16 protein-coding genes are annotated in these 16,430 nt (G+C 60.8%); 11 read left to right on the top strand and 5 right to left on the bottom strand.

Annotated elements, in window-relative coordinates:
* The first annotated feature begins 211 nt into the window (after positions 1 to 211).
* The 3 genes from rpiB to ATI14_RS24245 all read left to right on the top strand — a co-directional run bounded on the left by rpiB (position 212) and on the right by ATI14_RS24245 (position 3,668).
* The gene (gene rpiB, locus ATI14_RS24255; protein WP_016969738.1) at positions 212 to 673 is read left to right on the top strand and encodes a ribose 5-phosphate isomerase B; all 462 of its coding nucleotides are present in this window, start codon (positions 212 to 214) and stop codon (positions 671 to 673) included.
* Between the two features lie 63 nt (positions 674 to 736).
* Entirely contained in the window at positions 737 to 1,717 is a 981-nt protein-coding gene (locus tag ATI14_RS24250) for a sugar-binding transcriptional regulator (protein WP_016969737.1), read from the top strand.
* A 385-nt stretch (positions 1,718 to 2,102) separates the two neighbouring features.
* A complete protein-coding gene (locus ATI14_RS24245) occupies positions 2,103 to 3,668 on the top strand; it encodes a TerC family protein (RefSeq protein ID WP_016969736.1) in 1,566 nt (521 codons plus the stop codon).
* On the opposite strand, the gene ATI14_RS24240 is transcribed toward ATI14_RS24245, so the two are convergent.
* Together ATI14_RS24240 and ATI14_RS24235 are read right to left on the bottom strand one after the other, a co-directional pair.
* Positions 3,651 to 4,055: a thioredoxin family protein gene (locus tag ATI14_RS24240; protein WP_016969735.1), complete on the bottom strand. Its 405-nt coding sequence runs from the start codon at positions 4,053 to 4,055 to the stop codon at positions 3,651 to 3,653. The two genes, ATI14_RS24245 and ATI14_RS24240, sit on opposite strands and share 18 nt — an antisense overlap.
* A 93-nt stretch (positions 4,056 to 4,148) precedes the next feature.
* Positions 4,149 to 4,397, bottom strand: coding sequence for a hypothetical protein (locus ATI14_RS24235; protein ID WP_016969734.1), 249 nt, complete (start codon positions 4,395 to 4,397; stop codon positions 4,149 to 4,151).
* A gap of 333 nt (positions 4,398 to 4,730) precedes the next feature.
* Between ATI14_RS24235 and ATI14_RS24230 the strand changes: the two genes are divergently transcribed.
* From ATI14_RS24230 to ATI14_RS24195, 8 genes are all read left to right on the top strand, one after another.
* Entirely contained in the window at positions 4,731 to 5,579 is an 849-nt protein-coding gene (locus ATI14_RS24230; RefSeq protein WP_016969733.1) for a transporter substrate-binding domain-containing protein, read from the top strand.
* A 52-nt stretch (positions 5,580 to 5,631) separates the two neighbouring features.
* Positions 5,632 to 6,294: an amino acid ABC transporter permease gene (locus ATI14_RS24225; RefSeq protein ID WP_016969732.1), complete on the top strand. Its 663-nt coding sequence runs from the start codon at positions 5,632 to 5,634 to the stop codon at positions 6,292 to 6,294.
* Positions 6,295 to 6,305: 11 nt separating this feature from the next.
* Positions 6,306 to 6,968 (top strand): amino acid ABC transporter permease, encoded by a 663-nt coding sequence (locus ATI14_RS24220; protein WP_016969731.1) that lies wholly within the window; start codon positions 6,306 to 6,308, stop codon positions 6,966 to 6,968.
* The gene (locus ATI14_RS24215) at positions 6,965 to 7,747 is read left to right on the top strand and encodes an amino acid ABC transporter ATP-binding protein (protein ID WP_016969730.1); all 783 of its coding nucleotides are present in this window, start codon (positions 6,965 to 6,967) and stop codon (positions 7,745 to 7,747) included. The genes ATI14_RS24220 and ATI14_RS24215 overlap by 4 nt, the downstream gene beginning before the upstream one ends.
* Before the next feature lie 16 nt (positions 7,748 to 7,763).
* The gene (locus ATI14_RS24210) at positions 7,764 to 8,153 is read left to right on the top strand and encodes a RidA family protein (protein WP_016969729.1); all 390 of its coding nucleotides are present in this window, start codon (positions 7,764 to 7,766) and stop codon (positions 8,151 to 8,153) included.
* A gap of 168 nt (positions 8,154 to 8,321) precedes the next feature.
* The gene (locus ATI14_RS24205; protein WP_016969728.1) at positions 8,322 to 9,086 is read left to right on the top strand and encodes an IclR family transcriptional regulator; all 765 of its coding nucleotides are present in this window, start codon (positions 8,322 to 8,324) and stop codon (positions 9,084 to 9,086) included.
* Positions 9,087 to 9,095: 9 nt separating this feature from the next.
* On the top strand, positions 9,096 to 10,304 hold the full coding sequence (locus ATI14_RS24200) for an amino acid deaminase (RefSeq protein ID WP_016969727.1): 1,209 nt from the start codon (positions 9,096 to 9,098) through the stop codon (positions 10,302 to 10,304).
* 116 nt (positions 10,305 to 10,420) lie between these two features.
* A complete protein-coding gene (locus tag ATI14_RS24195; RefSeq protein WP_016969726.1) occupies positions 10,421 to 11,326 on the top strand; it encodes a sugar kinase in 906 nt (301 codons plus the stop codon).
* A gap of 100 nt (positions 11,327 to 11,426) precedes the next feature.
* Here ATI14_RS24195 and ATI14_RS24190 read toward each other — a convergent pair whose 3' ends face one another.
* The 3 genes from ATI14_RS24190 to ATI14_RS24180 all read right to left on the bottom strand — a co-directional run bounded on the left by ATI14_RS24190 (position 11,427) and on the right by ATI14_RS24180 (position 16,383).
* A complete protein-coding gene (locus ATI14_RS24190) occupies positions 11,427 to 11,702 on the bottom strand; it encodes a peptidylprolyl isomerase (RefSeq protein ID WP_016969725.1) in 276 nt (91 codons plus the stop codon).
* 50 nt (positions 11,703 to 11,752) lie between these two features.
* The gene (locus ATI14_RS24185; protein WP_016969724.1) at positions 11,753 to 14,287 is read right to left on the bottom strand and encodes a PAS domain-containing hybrid sensor histidine kinase/response regulator; all 2,535 of its coding nucleotides are present in this window, start codon (positions 14,285 to 14,287) and stop codon (positions 11,753 to 11,755) included.
* 137 nt (positions 14,288 to 14,424) lie between these two features.
* The gene (locus ATI14_RS24180; protein WP_016969723.1) at positions 14,425 to 16,383 is read right to left on the bottom strand and encodes an acetoacetate--CoA ligase; all 1,959 of its coding nucleotides are present in this window, start codon (positions 16,381 to 16,383) and stop codon (positions 14,425 to 14,427) included.
* Positions 16,384 to 16,430: the final 47 nt, after the last annotated feature.

The following is a 16,430-nucleotide window of genomic DNA, read 5'->3' as shown; positions in this document are numbered from 1 at the left end:
TGAAATTCTGATCAGTCAATCTCTTTAATGTAAAAGGTTAGAATGTCATCTTTGCGCTGAAATACGCCTGAATAGAGGGGGGTTGACTGGCAGGTCAGTTAAAACTCGCTTGACAGAAAGGTTTGAATGCCCGCGAAATGAGTGAGCGAAATTTCACAGATTGATCATATGATCAGTCATCAGTAAGATCTCGGCAGCGGAGCCAGACGCCATGAACACACCTTTCCCGGTGGCTATCGGATGCGATGAAGCGGGTTTTGAGCTCAAAGAGCTGTTGAAGCGCCATATCGAGGCGCTGGGTTACCCGGTGACCGACTTCGGCACCCATTCCACGGCGCCGGTGCTGTACCCGGATATCGCGCTGGCTGTGGCCACCGCCATCAACGCCGGGCAGCAGCGCCTGGGCGTGCTGGTATGCGGCACCGGCATTGGCATGGCGATTTCGGCCAACAAGGTGCTGGGTATTCGTGCGGCCCAGGCCCACGACACCTATTCGGCGGAGCGTGCGCGCAAGAGCAACGATGCGCAGATTTTGTCCATTGGTGCGCGGGTGATCGGCGCCGAGCTGGCGAAAAGCATCGTCAAATCGTTCCTGGAGTCTGAGTTCGAGGCCGCGCGTTCCGGGGCGAAGGTCGAACGCATCAATGCGATCGAGCGTGACGGGCATCAGTAGTGGACGGAACGGGGCAAGAGTCGGGAGAATGCGCCTTTGACGCCGAAACGGAAGCCCGTCCCCATGAGTGACAGTACCCAGCGCATGGCCAGCGATATCGATCAAATGACCGAAGTGGCGATGCTCTATTACCTTGAGAACGTCACTCAGGAGGCCATCGCCAAGCGCTTCGACCTGTCGCGCGCGAAAGTCAGCCGCTTGCTCAAGCGCGCGCGCGATGAGGGCATTGTCGAGGTGCGCGTGCTGCAGCACCCGGCGATGAACAACGAGCTGGAGCGGGCGCTGGTCGAACGTTTCAAGCTCGACCGCGCCTTGATTGCCGTCGACCACAGCGAGCCCGACACCCAGCGCTCGGCCGTCGCCAGCCTGGTGGCCAACTACCTGAACAAAACCCTGGGCGACGGCATGATTGTCGCCGTGGGCATGGGCCGCAATGTCGGCGCGGTGGCCGATAACGTGTTTTTGCCGGTGACACGCAATTGCACGTTTGTGTGCGCTATCGGCGGTTCGCTCAAGGCCGGTGAGTACATGAACCCGGACCATATCTGCCGGCGTCTGGCCCTGCGTTTTGGCGGCGAAAGTGAAAGCCTGTACGCGCCGGCACTGGTGGCCAACCCGGAATTGCGCGGTGTGCTGATCAACAACGACACGGTGCGCTCGACCCTCGACCGTGCGCGGCGCGCGGATATCGCGCTGATCGGCATTGGCGATATGAGCGAAAACAGCAATATGGTGCGCATGGGCTGGTTTTCGCCGCAGGAAATCGCTCAGGCGCGGCTGTCCGGCACGGTGGGTGACATGATGGGGTATGACTTTATCGACATTCACGGGCAGCCGGCGGTCAACGCCATTCAGGGGCGGGTGATCGGGTTGACCGTGCAGGAGCTGTTTCGCATTCCGGATGTGGTGGCGATCGCCAGCGAGAACACCAAGGCGGCGGCGACGCTGGGGGCGTTAAGGTCGGGAGTGATCAATACGCTGGCAACCACGGTGACCAATGCGCACACCATCCTGGCGCTGGACGACGCGACCCGAAAGTCCTGATACCCCATCGTTCGACCATGCAGATCAGGCCCCTGTGGGAGCTGGCTTGCCTGCGATAGCATCACCTCGGTTTTACTGATGGACCGAGTTGTCTGCATCGCAGGCAAGCCAGCTCCCACACAAGTGATGTGTTGGGTTCTACAGATCTTGTAATAGTTTTGCGTTGTGGGAAATTTAACTTTCGACTGTACGATTCAAGTCCTTTTCCCATTACAGGACTTACATGAACACCCTCTCGGAGCCTCCCAGTCGTCTTTCCCCAAGACAATCACTGCCGCTGTTCCTGCTGAAGCACCCCGTATTCCGACTGCTAACCTTGTCCCGGCCCACTGACCGCGCATTGCCGTGCCCGGCATTCTGAAAAACCGATAAAGAGACTCTATAAATGGAATGGTTAGCGGATCCAACGGCCTGGCTCGGCCTGTTGACCTTGATTGTGCTGGAACTGGTGCTGGGCATCGACAACCTGGTGTTTATCGCGATTCTGGCGGACAAACTGCCGCCGGAGCAGCGCGACCGGGCGCGGTTGATCGGTTTGTCCCTGGCCCTGCTGATGCGCCTGGGCTTGCTGGCGAGTATTTCGTGGCTGGTCACCCTCACGCAGCCGTTGTTCGAGGTATTCGACAAGAGCTTCTCCGGCCGTGACCTGATCATGCTGTTTGGTGGTGTGTTCCTGCTGTTCAAGGCCACCATGGAACTGCATGAGCGCCTCGAAGGCCATGTGGCCCAGCGCACGGGCAACGCCGCCTATGCGATGTTCTGGCCGATCGTCGCGCAAATTGTGGTACTCGACGCGGTGTTCTCCCTCGACGCGGTGATTACCGCCGTGGGCATGGTGGACGAACTGGCGGTGATGATGATCGCGGTGATCGTGTCCATCGGCGTGATGATTGTGGCCAGCAAGCCGCTGACCCGTTTCGTCAATGCCCACCCGACGGTGATCATGCTGTGCCTGGGCTTCTTGATGATGATCGGTTTCGCCCTGACCGCTGAAGGCCTGGGTTTCCATATTCCCAAGGGCTATCTGTATGCGGCGATTGGTTTCTCGATCCTTATCGAGCTGTTCAACCAGATCGCCCGCGCCCGCCGCAAGAAGTCGGCGCAGGGCACATTGCCGGTACGCCAGCGTACGGCCCACGCGGTCATGCGTTTGTTGGGCGGCCGCAGCCTGGCGGTAGAAGGTATGGAGGATGAGGTCGCCGATTTGCTTGGCGAGCCGGATACCCATCAGGGCCCGCTGTTCGATCGACGTGAGCGCGTGATGATCAGTGGCGTGCTGCAACTGGCCGAGCGGCCGATTCGCACATTGATGACCCCGCGTGCCAAGGTGGACTGCATTGACCTGGCGGACGATGCCGAGACGATTCGCCTGAAGCTGATGCACTCGTCCTACTCGCGGTTGCCGTTGATCCGCAACGGCGCGGTGGATGAACCTTTGGGCTTTGTGCACAAAAAGGAATTGCTCAAAGAGTACCTGGCCGGCAACGAGCCTGACCTTGAGCACCTTGCGCGCCGCGCGATCAACCTGCTGGAAAGCTTTTCGATCCTTAATGCCCTGGAACAGATGCGCCAGGAATCGACCCACATCGCTTTCGTGATCAACGAATTCGGCGACTTTATGGGCGTGTTGAGCATGACCGACATCCTCGAATCCATCGCCGGTGAATTGCCGGACGCCAGCGAGATCGAAGGGCCGGACATTGTCGAAGAGGCGGGCGGGTTCCGGGCCAACGGCGCGTTGAACCTCAACCTGATTCGCCAGCGCACCGGCTTTCAAGCGGCAGCCAGCGAGGACTACCAGACCCTGGCCGGCCTGGTGATGAGCCTGTTGGACCGCTTGCCCGTGGTGGGCGACAGCCTGGAGCATGAAGGCTGGCGCCTCACGGTGGCGGCGGTGGAAGAGCGACGGGTGACGCAGGTGGTTCTGGTGCCTTTAGTGGCTGGAGCCTAAGTCCTGGCCGGTTTGCCGGTGTTGATGAAAGTTGTCCTGGGACGGCGTCTCGGTGTTGGCGTACTCGTCGAACACGTCTTCCAGGACGGCTTTCTGCTCATCACCTGGCAAGCCAATCCCCAGGAGTGATTCAACTTCCTTGCCATTTATGAACACCTTGAGTGTGGGGGTTCCTTCAACGCCGTCCACTCTAGGGATGTACTCAGTGTCGAAGATAAAGCTCGCCACTTGATCGGCGTACTGCTCGGCAATTCGGTTGAAGCAGGGGTCGAGCTCCTTGCATAACTGGCAGTGTAGAGACTTGAACACCACGATAACCGGCAGATCTTTTTTCAGGGCACTTTGATAGCGCTCGAAGTTTTCGGCGGCTGTTTGCATTTCATTCATGGCGACCTCCTGTCAGCCTGATCGGGCTGTTTTCCGGTCACGCTAAATCGAGCAATCACCCCCGTCTACTGTCAACTCTGACAGGTACGCCGCTTAAGCATCGCCATCGCGCTCCACTCGTTCCCGGGCCTTGCGCGCCTGGCTCGCACACTTTCTGTATTCCTCATTGTCCCGGGATGCCTTGGCCTTGCGGTAACCGTGATGGTTCTGGCGGGTGTAGTCGTTGCCGTAGGCTTCCTTGAGCTTTTGCAATTGTTCTTTGCAGTCGCGTCGGTCATTGGTAGCCGAGGCGTTGCCGGCGAGTAAAAAAACCAGCAAAAACAGGAGAGGGCTGAACTTCATTGGGACGGGATCCTTGTCGGCGGTGATGTGCCAAGGCTAGTCCAGTGGGGAGATATTTCCATCTGAGTGCGCGCACCAAAACAGCGCCGGGTAACACCGATGGGGCGCACCTGATTGGAGCTGTCACCGATGGGTGGGGCGTTGGGTATCAACTCCGCCCTCGGTGCTGGCGTAACGCCTTGTTAGTCATTTTGTTTTATCTATTTGATTTTTAAACAATTTGTTCCTGTCATATTTTTCTGTTACCGCGTATGGCACACTTTCTGCTGTCTATTCCGTTGTTACATACTAAGTTCCGGTATAGCGGAATACACAACTCCTGGAGTGCTTGTCATGCATCACCGACCTTCCGTGTTTAAAGCGTGTGTTTTTCTCTTCGCCGCATCGGCTTCCCTCGCAAGCGTAGTGCACGCGGCGGACAGCAAGCTCGATGATGTGCTCAAGCGTGGGCACCTGATCGTGGGTACAGGCAGTACCAATGCGCCGTGGCACTTCCAGGGAGCGGATGGCAAGTTGCAGGGTTTTGATATCGACATCGGCCGCATCGTGGCCAAAGGCTTGTTCAATGATCCGAGCAAAGTCGAGTTTGTGGTGCAGTCGTCCGACGCACGTATTCCCAACCTGCTGACCGACAAGGTCGACATGAGTTGCCAGTTCATCACCGTCACCGCCAGCCGTGCACAGCAAGTGGCATTTACCTTGCCGTACTACCGCGAAGGCGTGGGCCTGCTGTTGCCGATCAACAGCAAGTACAAAGAGATTGAAGACCTGCAAGCGGCCGGCGACGGTGTGACCGTGGCGGTGTTGCAGAACGTGTACGCCGAAGAACTGGTGCATCAGGCCCTGCCAAAAGCCAAGGTCGACCAGTACGACAGCGTCGACCTGATGTACCAGGCCGTGAACTCGGGCCGCGCCGATGCCGCCGCCACCGACCAGTCCTCGGTCAAATACCTGATGGTGCAAAACCCTGGCCGCTACCGCAGCCCGACCTACGCCTGGAGCCCGCAAACCTACGCGTGTGCCGTCAAGCGTGGGGACCAGGACTGGCTGAACTTCGTCAACACCGCCCTGCATGAAGCCATGACCGGCGTGGAGTTCCCGACCTACAAGGCCTCGTTCAAACAATGGTTCGGCGTGGATCTGCCGGAACCTGCGATCGGTTTTCCGGTTGAGTTCAAGTAATTCGTAAACACTGGGGCGTCGTTGACGGCGCCCCAATCAGGTACTGCCGACCATGAACTATCAGTTGAACTTTGCCGCCGTGTGGCGCGATTTCCCCAGCCTGTTGGCGGGGCTGGGCCTGGGCCTTGAGCTGGCCTTGCTGTCGATCGCGATTGGCTGCGTGATCGGCTTGATGATGGCGTTTGCCATGCTGTCCAAACACCGTGCGCTGCGTGTGCTCGCCTCGGTGTATGTGACGGTGATCCGTAACACGCCGATCCTCGTGCTGATTCTGTTGATCTACTTTGCCTTGCCCACCCTCGGGGTGCGCCTCGACAAAATCCCCTCGTTCATCATCACCCTGTCGTTGTACGCCGGTGCTTACCTGACCGAAGTGTTCCGCGCCGGGCTGTTGAATATTCCCAAGGGGCTGCGTGAAGCCGGCCTGGCCATTGGCCTGGGCGAGTGGCGCATCCGCGCGTACATCACCGTGCCGGTGATGCTGCGCAACGTGCTGCCCGCGTTGTCGAACAACTTTATTTCGCTGTTCAAGGACACCTCCCTGGCCGCTGCAATCGCGGTGCCGGAGCTGACCTATTACGCCCGCAAGATCAACGTCGAAAGCTACCGGGTGATTGAAACCTGGCTGGTCACGACCGCGCTCTATGTGGCTGCCTGTTACCTCATTGCCATGCTGCTCCGTTACCTGGAACAGCGTCTGGCGATCCGTCGTTAAGGAGGGCTTTCATGTACGAGTCCCCAAGCTGGCTGCATGAGTTGTGGATCGCCCGGGATACCCTGTGGGCGGGCTTTCAGGCCAGTGTTTATGTGTCGGCACTGGCGATTATCTTCGGCACCCTGATCGGCATTGTCGCCGGGTTGATCCTGACCTACGGCAAGTTCTGGATGCGTGCGCCGTTTCGTCTGTACGTGGATTTGATCCGTGGCACCCCGGTGTTTGTGCTGGTGCTGGCGTGTTTCTACATGCTGCCGGCGCTCGGCTGGCAGATCACCGCGTTCCAGGCTGGTGCCGTCGGGCTGACGCTGTTCTGCGGCTCCCACGTCTCGGAAATCGTGCGCGGTGCGCTGCAGGCCATTCCCCGTGGGCAACTGGAAGCAGGCAAGGCCATTGGCCTGACGTTCTACCAATCCCTGGGTTATGTGCTGCTGCCCCAGGCGTTGCGCCAGATCCTGCCGACCTGGGTCAATTCCTCCACCGAAATCGTCAAGGCCTCGACCTTGCTCTCGGTGATCGGCGTGGCCGAGTTGCTGCTCAGTTCCCAGCAAGTCATTGCACGTAACTTCATGACCCTGCAGTTCTACCTGTTCGCCGGGTTTCTGTTCTTTGTCATCAACTACGCCATCGAGTTATTCGGGCGCTACATTGAAAAGCGGGTGGCCTTGCCATGAACCAACCTCAATCCAACCAACCGCTGCTGAACATCCGCGGCCTGCGTAAACAATATGGCCAGGTGGAAGTGCTCAAGGGCGTCGATCTGTCCATGCAGCGCGGCAACGTGGTGACGTTGATCGGCTCCAGCGGCTCGGGAAAGACCACGCTGCTGCGCTGCGTCAACCTGCTGGAAGAGTTCCAGGGCGGCCAGATTACCCTGGACGGCGAGTCCATCGGCTACAGCGAAATTGCCGGCAAGCGTGTGCGCCATCCCGAGCGCGTGATTGCCCAGCACCGTGCAATGACCGGCATGGCGTTTCAGCAATTCAACCTGTTTCCGCACCTGACCGCCTTGCAGAACGTCACCCTCGGCCTGCTCAAGGTCAAGAAAATGGGCAAGGACGAAGCCGTGGCCCTGGCCGAAAAATGGCTGGACCGCGTGGGCCTGCTGGAACGTCGTAATCACTTCCCCGGTCAGTTGTCCGGCGGCCAGCAACAGCGTGTGGCGATTGCCCGTGCCATTGCGATGAACCCCAGCCTGATGCTGTTCGACGAGGTCACCTCGGCCCTCGACCCGGAGTTGGTGGGCGAAGTGCTGAGCGTGATCAAGGGCCTGGCGGAAGAGGGCATGACCATGTTGCTGGTCACCCATGAAATGCGCTTTGCCTATGAAGTGTCCGACAAGATCGTATTCATGAACCAGGGCCGCATTGAAGAACAGGGCACCTCGAAGGACATCTTCGAACGCCCGCAATCGCCGCGCCTGGCGGAATTTTTGAAGAACATCCGTTTTTAATTTCAGGAGTTATTTTATGAGCATTACTCGTTACGGCACCGGCAGCACCGCCGGCGGCGGCCAGCCACGTCCTTTCGCCCGTGCGGTGGAAGCCGACGGCTGGCTCTACGTCTCGGGCCAGGTGCCGGCGGTGGACGGTGAAATCGTCCAGGGCGGCATCATCGAGCAAACCCGCCAGACCATGCGCAATGTGGTGGCCATTCTCGAAGAGGCCGGTTACGAATTGAAAGATGTCGTACGCGTTGGCGTCTGGCTGGAAGACCCACGGGACTTCTGGAGTTTCAACAAGGTCTTCGGCGAATACTTCACCCCGGAACACGCCCCGGCGCGCGCCTGTGTGCAAGCCAACATGATGGTCGATTGCAAGGTGGAGATTGATTGCGTGGCGTACAAGAAAAAAGGCTAAATTGCCCCGACCTTAAGGCCGCCAACGATCCCATGTGGGAGCTGGCTTGCCTGCGATAGCGGAGTGTCAGTCGGCCCATCCACCCTTGACCCACCGCAATCACGGGCAAGCCCGTTCCCACAGGGGATCGCCTATGCAGTACATACCTTTGACCGGACCCACACTGCCATGACCGAAGACACCATCAAGCGCCGCGCCAAAGGACTGGACCGTGCGTTCGATATCCTCGATTTTCTCAAGGAAATCGGCCAGCCCCTGCGCCCGAATGATATTGCCAGCGGCATTGGCAGCCCCAAATCCACCGTCTACGAACTGGTTGCGTCGCTGCTCGAGCGGCGCATCCTCGAAACGGTGGGCAAGGACGGTCACGTTTACCTCGGCCGTCAGCTGTATTTCCTTGGTCAGGCGCACTTGCGCCATTTCGACCTGACCCGCGAAGCCGATTTCGCCTTGCAGGAAATTGTCAGCCAAACCCACGAAACCGCGCAGATGTGCCTGCTCAATGGGCGCAAATACACGGTGGCGCTGATGCGTGAGGGTGAGCGGCATTTCCGCATTTCGTCGGACATTGGCGAAAACGCCCCCATCCCGTGGACAGCCTCCGGGCGCCTGCTGCTGGGGCACTTGAGTGATCAGCAGATCATCGACCTGATCGACCACGACGACTTCATCCTGCCGGATGGCCAGCGCTTGCCGCTGGAAACCTTCCTGGCGCAAATCCGTCAGGCCACCCTCGATGGCTTCTTTTCCTTCGACAGCGTGGCCGACACCTTTACCCATTGCTTTGCCGCCCCGGTACGGGACGGACAGGGCATCAGCATTGCGACCTTGTGCATCGTCGCCCCGCGCGCCGATGCGATCAAAAACTACAACGACTATCGCCGGGTGTTGATCGACAGTGCCAACAACCTGGCCCGGCGCATCAACGAATAGGAGTTTTCCATGTCTGCCCACAATGCCGTTGAAAAAGGCGCCGCCGCCGTTGGCGCGCACCTGGTCCGTGACGTCAGCCTGCCGGCCCTGGTGCTGCACCGCGACGCGCTGGAACACAACATTCGCTGGATGCAGGACTTTGTCAGCAACAGCGGCGCAGAACTGGCGCCCCATGGCAAAACCAGCATGATGCCGGCGCTGTTCCAGCGTCAGATCGAGGCGGGTGCCTGGGGCATCACCCTGGCCAACGCCGTGCAGACCCGCGCTGCCTATGCCGGTGGCATTCGCCGTGTGCTGATGGCCAACCAACTGGTGGGCGCGCCGAACATGGCGTTGATTGCCGACTTGCTGGCCGACAAGGACTTTGACTTCCACTGCATGGTTGATCACCCCGACAACGTCGCCGACCTGGGCCTGTTCTTCGCCGCCCGTGGCCTTCGTTTGAACGTGATGATCGAATACGGCGTGGTCGGTGGCCGTTGCGGTTGCCGCAGCGAGCAGGAAGTGCGCGAACTGGCCAAGGCGATCAAGGCCCAGCCGGCCCTGGCCCTCACGGGCATTGAGGGCTATGAAGGCGTGATCCACGGCGAGCACGCCATCAGTGGCATCCGCGACTTCGCCGCCAGCCTGGTGCGGTTGGCCGTGGACCTGCAAGACAGCGGCTCTTTCGACCTTCCCAAGCCGATCGTTACCGCATCAGGTTCTGCCTGGTACGACCTGATCGCCGAATCGTTCGAAGCACAAAATGCCGCCGGCCGCTTCCTCAGCGTGCTGCGCCCAGGGAGCTACGTGGCCCACGACCACGGTATCTACAAAGAGGCGCAATGCTGCGTGCTCGACCGTCGCAGCGACCTGAACGAAGGCCTGCGCCCGGCGCTGGAAGTCTGGGCCCACGTACAGTCGTTGCCTGAGCCGGGGTTTGCGGTGATCGCCCTGGGCAAGCGCGACGTGGCCTACGACGCCGGTTTACCGGTGCCGCTCAAGCGCTACAAGGCGGGCATTATTGCGGCGGACGGCGATGACGTGACGGCCTGCAAGGTCACGGCGGTGATGGACCAGCATGCGTTCATGACCGTGGCGCCGGGGGTGGAATTGCGCATTGGCGACATCATTTCGTTCGGTACTTCCCACCCGTGCCTGACCTTTGACAAATGGCAGGTGGGCTGCCTGGTGGATGAGCAGTTGCAGGTGGTTGAGTCTCTTCATACCTGCTTCTAAACCGTGTCGCGGCCATCGCAGGCAAGCCGGCTCCCACATGTTGAATTGTGAATACTTTCAACTGTGGGAGCTGGCTTGCCTGCGATGGGGCCCTGAAGAACACCCGAGAAACTGTCATGACCAGCCAACCCCGCATCGCCCTCATCGGCGAATGCATGATCGAACTGCAACACCGCGCCGACGGCAGCCTGCACCAGAGCTTCGGCGGCGACACCCTGAACACCGCGGTGTACCTGCGCCGCGAACTCGGCGACACCGGCAGCGTCGACTACGTCACCGCCCTGGGCGATGACCGTTTCAGCGATGCCATGTGCCAGCAATGGGCAGAGGAAGGCCTGGGGCTCGGCATGGTCCAGCGCCTGGCCGGGCGCTTGCCCGGTTTGTATTGCATCCAGACCGACGCCAACGGCGAGCGCAAGTTTCTCTACTGGCGCAACGAAGCCGCCGTGCGCGACTGCTTCACCACGCCCGCCGCCGAACCGATTCTGGCCGCGCTGCCGGGTTATGACGTGGTGTATTTCAGCGGCATCACCCTGGCGGTGCTGGGTGAAGTCGGGCGTGAGCGCCTGCTGCAAACCCTGATAGAAACCCGTCGGCAAGGCGGCAAGGTGGTGTTCGACAACAACTACCGGCCGCGTCTGTGGGCCACGGTTGAAGCCGCGCGCGCGGCCTACCACGCGGTGTTGGCCCAGGTGGACATCGCCTTGCTCACCGAGGACGACGAACGTGCGCTGTTTGGCTATGAAGACAGCGAACAGGTATTTGCGGCGTATCCGGACATTGCTGAAGTGGTGCTCAAGCGCGGCGCGGATGCGTGTTTGATCCGTTGCGACGGCGAGCGCTTTGCGGTGCCGGCGTTGAAAGTCGGAAAGGTCGTGGACACCACGGCGGCGGGCGACTCATTCAGCGCGGCGTACCTGGCCAGCCGGCTCAAGGGCGGTTCGCCGGAGCAGGCCGCACTGGCCGGGCATCAGCTGGCCAGCCGGGTCATTCAGGTGCCGGGGGCTTTGATTCCTCGTTGAATGGCCGCCTGCGGCGGTTCGCGGGCAAGCCCGGCTCCCACACTAGAGCGGTGTCTGTGGGAGCTGGCTTGCCTGCGATAGCGGTTTACAGCCAAGCCCCTCAGTCGCGGTAGAAGACCTGCACCAGGTGATACCCGAACTTGCTCTTGATCGGCCCGTGCACCACCTTTATCGGCTTTTTGAAGATCACCGCATCAATCGCCCCCACCATCTGCCCGGGCCGCACTTCACCCAGGTCACCGCCACGCTTGCGCGACGGGCAGGTGGAGTACTTCTTGGCGAGCACATCAAAGGCTTCACCCTTGGCGATGCGCTGCTTGAGCTGTTCGGCTTCTTCGCTGGTTTTTACCAGGATGTGACGGGCTTGGGCTTTCATGTTGTTACCTTGCAACGGTCAAACGGAAGGGCGCGCGATTATGCCTGAACTCATTCATCCACGCTGATCATGCTGCGGATCTTGGTGGCCAACAGGTCGATTGAAAACGGTTTGGCGACCATGTCCATGCCGTCTTCCAGAAAACCCTGACGCTCGGCCGCTTTCTCGGCGTAGCCGGTCATGAACAATACCCGCAGACCCGGGCGATGCTGGCGGGCGATCTCTGCCAGTTGCCGGCCGTTCATGCCGGGCAAGCCCACGTCGGTCACCAGCAGGTCCACACGCAAATCCGACTCCAGCAGCGGCAGTGCCGCACGGGCATCGGCGGCCTGGTGGGCGGTGTAGCCCAGTTCGTCGAGTACGTTGACCACCAGCATGCGTACCGCCGCGTCATCCTCGACTACCACAACCGCCTCGCCCGCCAAGGCCAGCGGGGCTTCGCTCAAATGCGCGGGCAACTCGCTTTCCAGCGCCGTGCCATGCAGGCGCGGCAAATACAGGCGTACGCAGGTGCCTTGGCCGGGTTCGCTTTGAATGGTGACGTGGCCGCCGGATTGCTGGGCAAAGCCGTAAATCATCGATAGCCCGAGGCCGGTACCCTGGCCGATGGGTTTGGTGGTGAAGAACGGGTCGAACGCCTTGGCCAGAATTTTCGGTGCCATGCCGGTGCCGTTGTCGCACACGCCAAGCATCACGTAATCACCGGCCTTGACCGGTTCGAGGGTGGTGATGTCGGTGCCGTCCAGGTAGCTGTTGGCCGTTTCGATGAGGATTTCGCCGCCATCGGGCATCGCATCGCGGGCGTTGATCACCAGGTTAAGCAGAGCGTTTTCCAGCTGGCTGGCGTCGGTGTTGACTGGCCAGATATCCCGGCCCAATCGCACCTTGAGCCCGATATGCGCGCCTTTGGTGCGCCGGAACAGGTCTTCCAGAGACGCCACCAACTGGTTGGGGTCGAGCGGGCGCCGGTCCAGCGACTGGCGCCGCGAGAACGCCAGCAGCCGGTGGGTGAGGGCGGCCGCGCGATGGGCCGAGGACACGGCGGCGTCGGTAAAGCGGCCGATTTCATCGCTGCGCCCGGCGGCGATATAGCGCTGCATCAAGTCCAGGCTGCCGATGATGCCGGTGAGCATATTGTTGAAGTCATGGGCGATGCCGCCGGTGAGCTGGCCCACCGCTTCCATTTTCTGGGCATGGCGCAGGGCGTCTTCGGCGCGCTCGCGCTCGAACATCTCGTTTTGCAGGCGCTGGTTGGCTTCGGCGAGCGCCTGGGTGCGCTGGGCCACGCGTTCTTCGAGGTTCTCGTTGAGGTGGCGCAGGGCTTCTTCGGTGAGTTTGCGTTCGGTTTCGTCGATCACAAAAATGTAGAAGCCGTTCACCGAACCGTCATTGCTGAAGCGCGGCAGGTATTTCATCAACGCATGGCGCGGGCGGCCGTCACGGTGCGGGGTCATGGTCATGAAGCTGCAGGCTTTGCCCTTGAGGGCGGCGGCGATCTTGTCCGCCCGCCCGGCATACACCTCGTCGCCAAGCACTTCGCGGATGGTCTTGCCGTACAGCTCCTGTGGCGTCATGCCGTACCAATCCAGGTAGGCGCTGTTGTTCAGGCGAAAGCGCTGCTCGTGGTCGACATAGCTGATCAGCACCGGCATGGCGTTGATGATCAGTTGCAGCTCGGTCTGGCTTTGGCGCAACGCCTGCTCGGTGTGTTTGCGCTCGGTCAGGTCCAGCGCCGCGCCCAGGAACCGCGCCGGGCGGCCTTGGGCGTCCTTGTAGCAGCGGCCCCGGGCAAATACCCAGCGCACCTGGCCGTCGGCTTGCAGCAAACGGTATTCCTCGGCGTACTCGGTGCCGAACGTGATGCAGTGCTTGATGCTGCGCGCGACCATGCCACGGTCTTCGGGGTGCACGCCTTGCAGGTAGTCGCTGATGGGCAACAGGCCGGCGTCGTTGGGGTCGACGCCGTGCAGGTAGGCGAAATGGGCATCGGCGATAAAGCGGTCTTCACCGATATCCCAATCCCAAGTGCCCACCGCGTCGGTGGCGGCGAGGGCGAGTTGCAGGCGTTGTTCGGTGTTGTGCTGGGCCTTGAGGCTGTCTTCGGAGCGCTGTTGCAGTTCGAGCGCCTTGCTGCGGCGCTCATTGGTTTCGATGGCGGTGACCAGGATGCCCGCCACACGGGCGCTTTCATCGCGGATCGGGCTGTAGGTCAGGTCGAGCCAGATGTCGGTGTCACGGCCGTCGCGTTGCAAGACGAAACGCTGTTCGCTGAAGGTGCGCACCTGGCCGCCGAGCACGGCGTCGTAGATGGGCGCGGTAAAGCTTTCCAGCTCCGGCCAGGTCTGGTGAGCCGGCTGGCCAAGAGCGCCGGGGTGTTTGCTGCCCGCCAGGGTGGCGAAGCTGTCGTTATAAAGCTGGGTCAGCTGGTTGCCCCACAGCAGGAGCATCGGCATCGGCGAATGAACGACGATATCCACCGCAGTGCGCAGGCTTTGCGGCCATTCATTGGCCTCACCGAGCGGGCTTTTTGCCCAGTCCAGCCGCGCGATCAATGCGGCGGCGCTGGCGGTGGATGTTCCATTCATTGAAAAGCCCTGAGCATAACGCTTTGAAATATGACAAAAGCCGATTATCCCGCGAGTCGGGAACGGCTGACTACCCCACGAAAAATAGCATGCCTTGGGGGTTTGTCTTCAAATGAGTGCCTCAGAGCTGAAACCTTTCATCCGTTCGCCAGTTCGGGGCGGTCGCGAAACTGTGCCAGTGCCTGCGGATTGGCCAGCGCATCGGTATTTTTCACCGGTTCGCCATGCACCACGTTGCGCACCGCCAGCTCGACGATCTTGCCGCTGATGGTGCGGGGGATATCCGTGACGGCCAGAATCTTCGCCGGAACGTGGCGCGGTGTCGTGTTGGCACGGATAACCTGGCGAATCTGCTGCGCCAGGGCCTCATCGAGTGTCACACCGTCGTCCAGCCGCACAAACAGCACCACCCGCACGTCGTCCTGCCAGCGTTGGCCGATGGCCAGGCTTTCCAGCACCTGCGGGACTTTTTCCACTTGCCGGTAAATCTCCGCCGTACCGATGCGCACGCCGCCGGGGTTGAGCACCGCGTCGGAGCGCCCATGAATCAGCAGGCTGCCATTGGGCCGTTGCTCGGCGTAGTCACCTTGAGCCCATACGCCGGGAAACTGGCTGAAATAAGAGGCACGCAGCTTTTGCTGGTCCGGGTCATTCCACAGGCCGATGGGCATGGCCGGAAAGTGCCGGGTGCACACCAGTTCGCCTTTTTCTCCGATCAGCGGCCGGCCCTTGTCGTCCCATACTTCGATGGCCATCGCCAGGCTCTTGCACTGCATTTCACCGCGCCGCACCGGCAACACCGGGTTGCCGATCACAAAGCAGGAGACGATATCGGTGCCGCCGGACATCGACGACAGGCACAGCTCGCCCTTGATCTCGCGGTACACGTAGTCGTAACTCTGCGGCGACAGCGGCGAGCCGGTGGATATCAAGCCCTTGAGACTTGTCAGGCTGTGACTCAGGCGTGGTTGCAACCCGGCCTTTTCCAGGGTGGCAAGAAACTTGGGGCTGGTGCCGAACACCGTGATGTGTTCGGCGTCGATCAGGTCGATCAAGCGCTCCGGTCCCGGATGGAAGGGCGAGCCGTCATACAGCACCGCCGTGGCGCCGAGGGCAAGTACCGAGACCAGCCAGTTCCACATCATCCAGCCGCAGGTGGTGTAGTAGAACAGGCAGTCGTCCCGCGACAGGTCGGCGTGCAGGCCGTGTTCCTTGAGATGGGTGAGCAACACGCCGCCGGTGCCGTGGATGATGCATTTGGGCACGCCGGTGGTGCCGCTGGAATAGAGGATGTACAGCGGGTGATCGAAGGGCACCGCGACGAACTCCGGTTCGCCGCCGGGGAGGTAGAAGTCGTTCCACAGCGCCACACTGGCCTGGGTTCGATAGTCCTCAACGCGTGCCTGAGGCCGCGCGTAGGGCACGATGATCAGTTGCTCCAGGGACGGCAGGCGTTCAAGGATCTCATTGAGTTTGGCGCTCTGGTCGATCGCCTTGCCGGCGTAGCGGTAACCGGCGCAGGTGATCAGCACCTTGGGCTCGATCTGGCCGAAACGGTCAATCACGCCCTGGGTGCCAAAATCCGGCGAGGAACACGACCAGATGGCGCCAAGGCTGGTGGTGGCAAGCATGCCCACCAGGGTTTGCCAGGTGTTCGGCATGCAGGCGGCGACGCGGTCGCCCTGGACCACGCCTGCGGCCCGCAGGCTTTTTTGCAGGCCGCAGACGTGGGCGGCCAGTTCGGCGTAACTCAGTGTTTCACGTGTGCCGTCTTCGCTGACGGCGACCACGGCGGGGTGGTCGTCGCGCCGGCGCAGCAGGTGTTCGGCGAAATTCAACGTTGCGCCGGGGAACCACTGGGCGCTTGGCATCTCGGCGTCTTCGATCAATACCGCGCTTGGCGGGCTGCGAAATTGCACGTCAAAAAAATCGACGATTGCGCGCCAGAAATCCGGACGCTGGTCGATGCTCCACTGGTGCAGGGCCGGGTAGTCGGCCAATTGCAGGCTGTGGCGTTCGTTGATGTAGCGACGGAACTGATCCATGCGCGTCTTGGCGATGCGTTCGGCGCAGGGTTGCCAGAGGATGTCGGACATACAGTTGCCTCTTGTTTTTCTCGTTCCCACGCTCCGCGTGGGAATGC

The organism is Pseudomonas tolaasii NCPPB 2192 (assembly GCF_002813445.1).
Lineage (GTDB): Bacteria > Pseudomonadota > Gammaproteobacteria > Pseudomonadales > Pseudomonadaceae > Aquipseudomonas > Aquipseudomonas tolaasii.
The sequence above is the reverse complement of the archived record's forward strand: the minus strand, read 5'-3'. Positions and strand labels throughout refer to the sequence as shown.

What these genes read in the sequence shown, in the direction of transcription:
- rpiB (WP_016969738.1), top strand. Translation starts at nt 212, where the DNA reads ATGAACACACCTTTCCCGGTGGCTATCGGATGCGATGAAGCGGGTTTT.
- ATI14_RS24235 (WP_016969734.1), bottom strand. Translation starts at nt 4,397, where the DNA reads ATGAAGTTCAGCCCTCTCCTGTTTTTGCTGGTTTTTTTACTCGCCGGC.
- ATI14_RS24190 (WP_016969725.1), bottom strand. Translation starts at nt 11,702, where the DNA reads ATGAAAGCCCAAGCCCGTCACATCCTGGTAAAAACCAGCGAAGAAGCC.
- ATI14_RS24250 (WP_016969737.1), top strand. Translation starts at nt 737, where the DNA reads ATGAGTGACAGTACCCAGCGCATGGCCAGCGATATCGATCAAATGACC.
- ATI14_RS24210 (WP_016969729.1), top strand. Translation starts at nt 7,764, where the DNA reads ATGAGCATTACTCGTTACGGCACCGGCAGCACCGCCGGCGGCGGCCAG.
- ATI14_RS24230 (WP_016969733.1), top strand. Translation starts at nt 4,731, where the DNA reads ATGCATCACCGACCTTCCGTGTTTAAAGCGTGTGTTTTTCTCTTCGCC.
- ATI14_RS24180 (WP_016969723.1), bottom strand. Translation starts at nt 16,383, where the DNA reads ATGTCCGACATCCTCTGGCAACCCTGCGCCGAACGCATCGCCAAGACG.
- ATI14_RS24225 (WP_016969732.1), top strand. Translation starts at nt 5,632, where the DNA reads ATGAACTATCAGTTGAACTTTGCCGCCGTGTGGCGCGATTTCCCCAGC.
- ATI14_RS24205 (WP_016969728.1), top strand. Translation starts at nt 8,322, where the DNA reads ATGACCGAAGACACCATCAAGCGCCGCGCCAAAGGACTGGACCGTGCG.
- ATI14_RS24185 (WP_016969724.1), bottom strand. Translation starts at nt 14,287, where the DNA reads ATGAATGGAACATCCACCGCCAGCGCCGCCGCATTGATCGCGCGGCTG.
- ATI14_RS24220 (WP_016969731.1), top strand. Translation starts at nt 6,306, where the DNA reads ATGTACGAGTCCCCAAGCTGGCTGCATGAGTTGTGGATCGCCCGGGAT.
- ATI14_RS24245 (WP_016969736.1), top strand. Translation starts at nt 2,103, where the DNA reads ATGGAATGGTTAGCGGATCCAACGGCCTGGCTCGGCCTGTTGACCTTG.
- ATI14_RS24200 (WP_016969727.1), top strand. Translation starts at nt 9,096, where the DNA reads ATGTCTGCCCACAATGCCGTTGAAAAAGGCGCCGCCGCCGTTGGCGCG.
- ATI14_RS24240 (WP_016969735.1), bottom strand. Translation starts at nt 4,055, where the DNA reads ATGAATGAAATGCAAACAGCCGCCGAAAACTTCGAGCGCTATCAAAGT.
- ATI14_RS24215 (WP_016969730.1), top strand. Translation starts at nt 6,965, where the DNA reads ATGAACCAACCTCAATCCAACCAACCGCTGCTGAACATCCGCGGCCTG.
- ATI14_RS24195 (WP_016969726.1), top strand. Translation starts at nt 10,421, where the DNA reads ATGACCAGCCAACCCCGCATCGCCCTCATCGGCGAATGCATGATCGAA.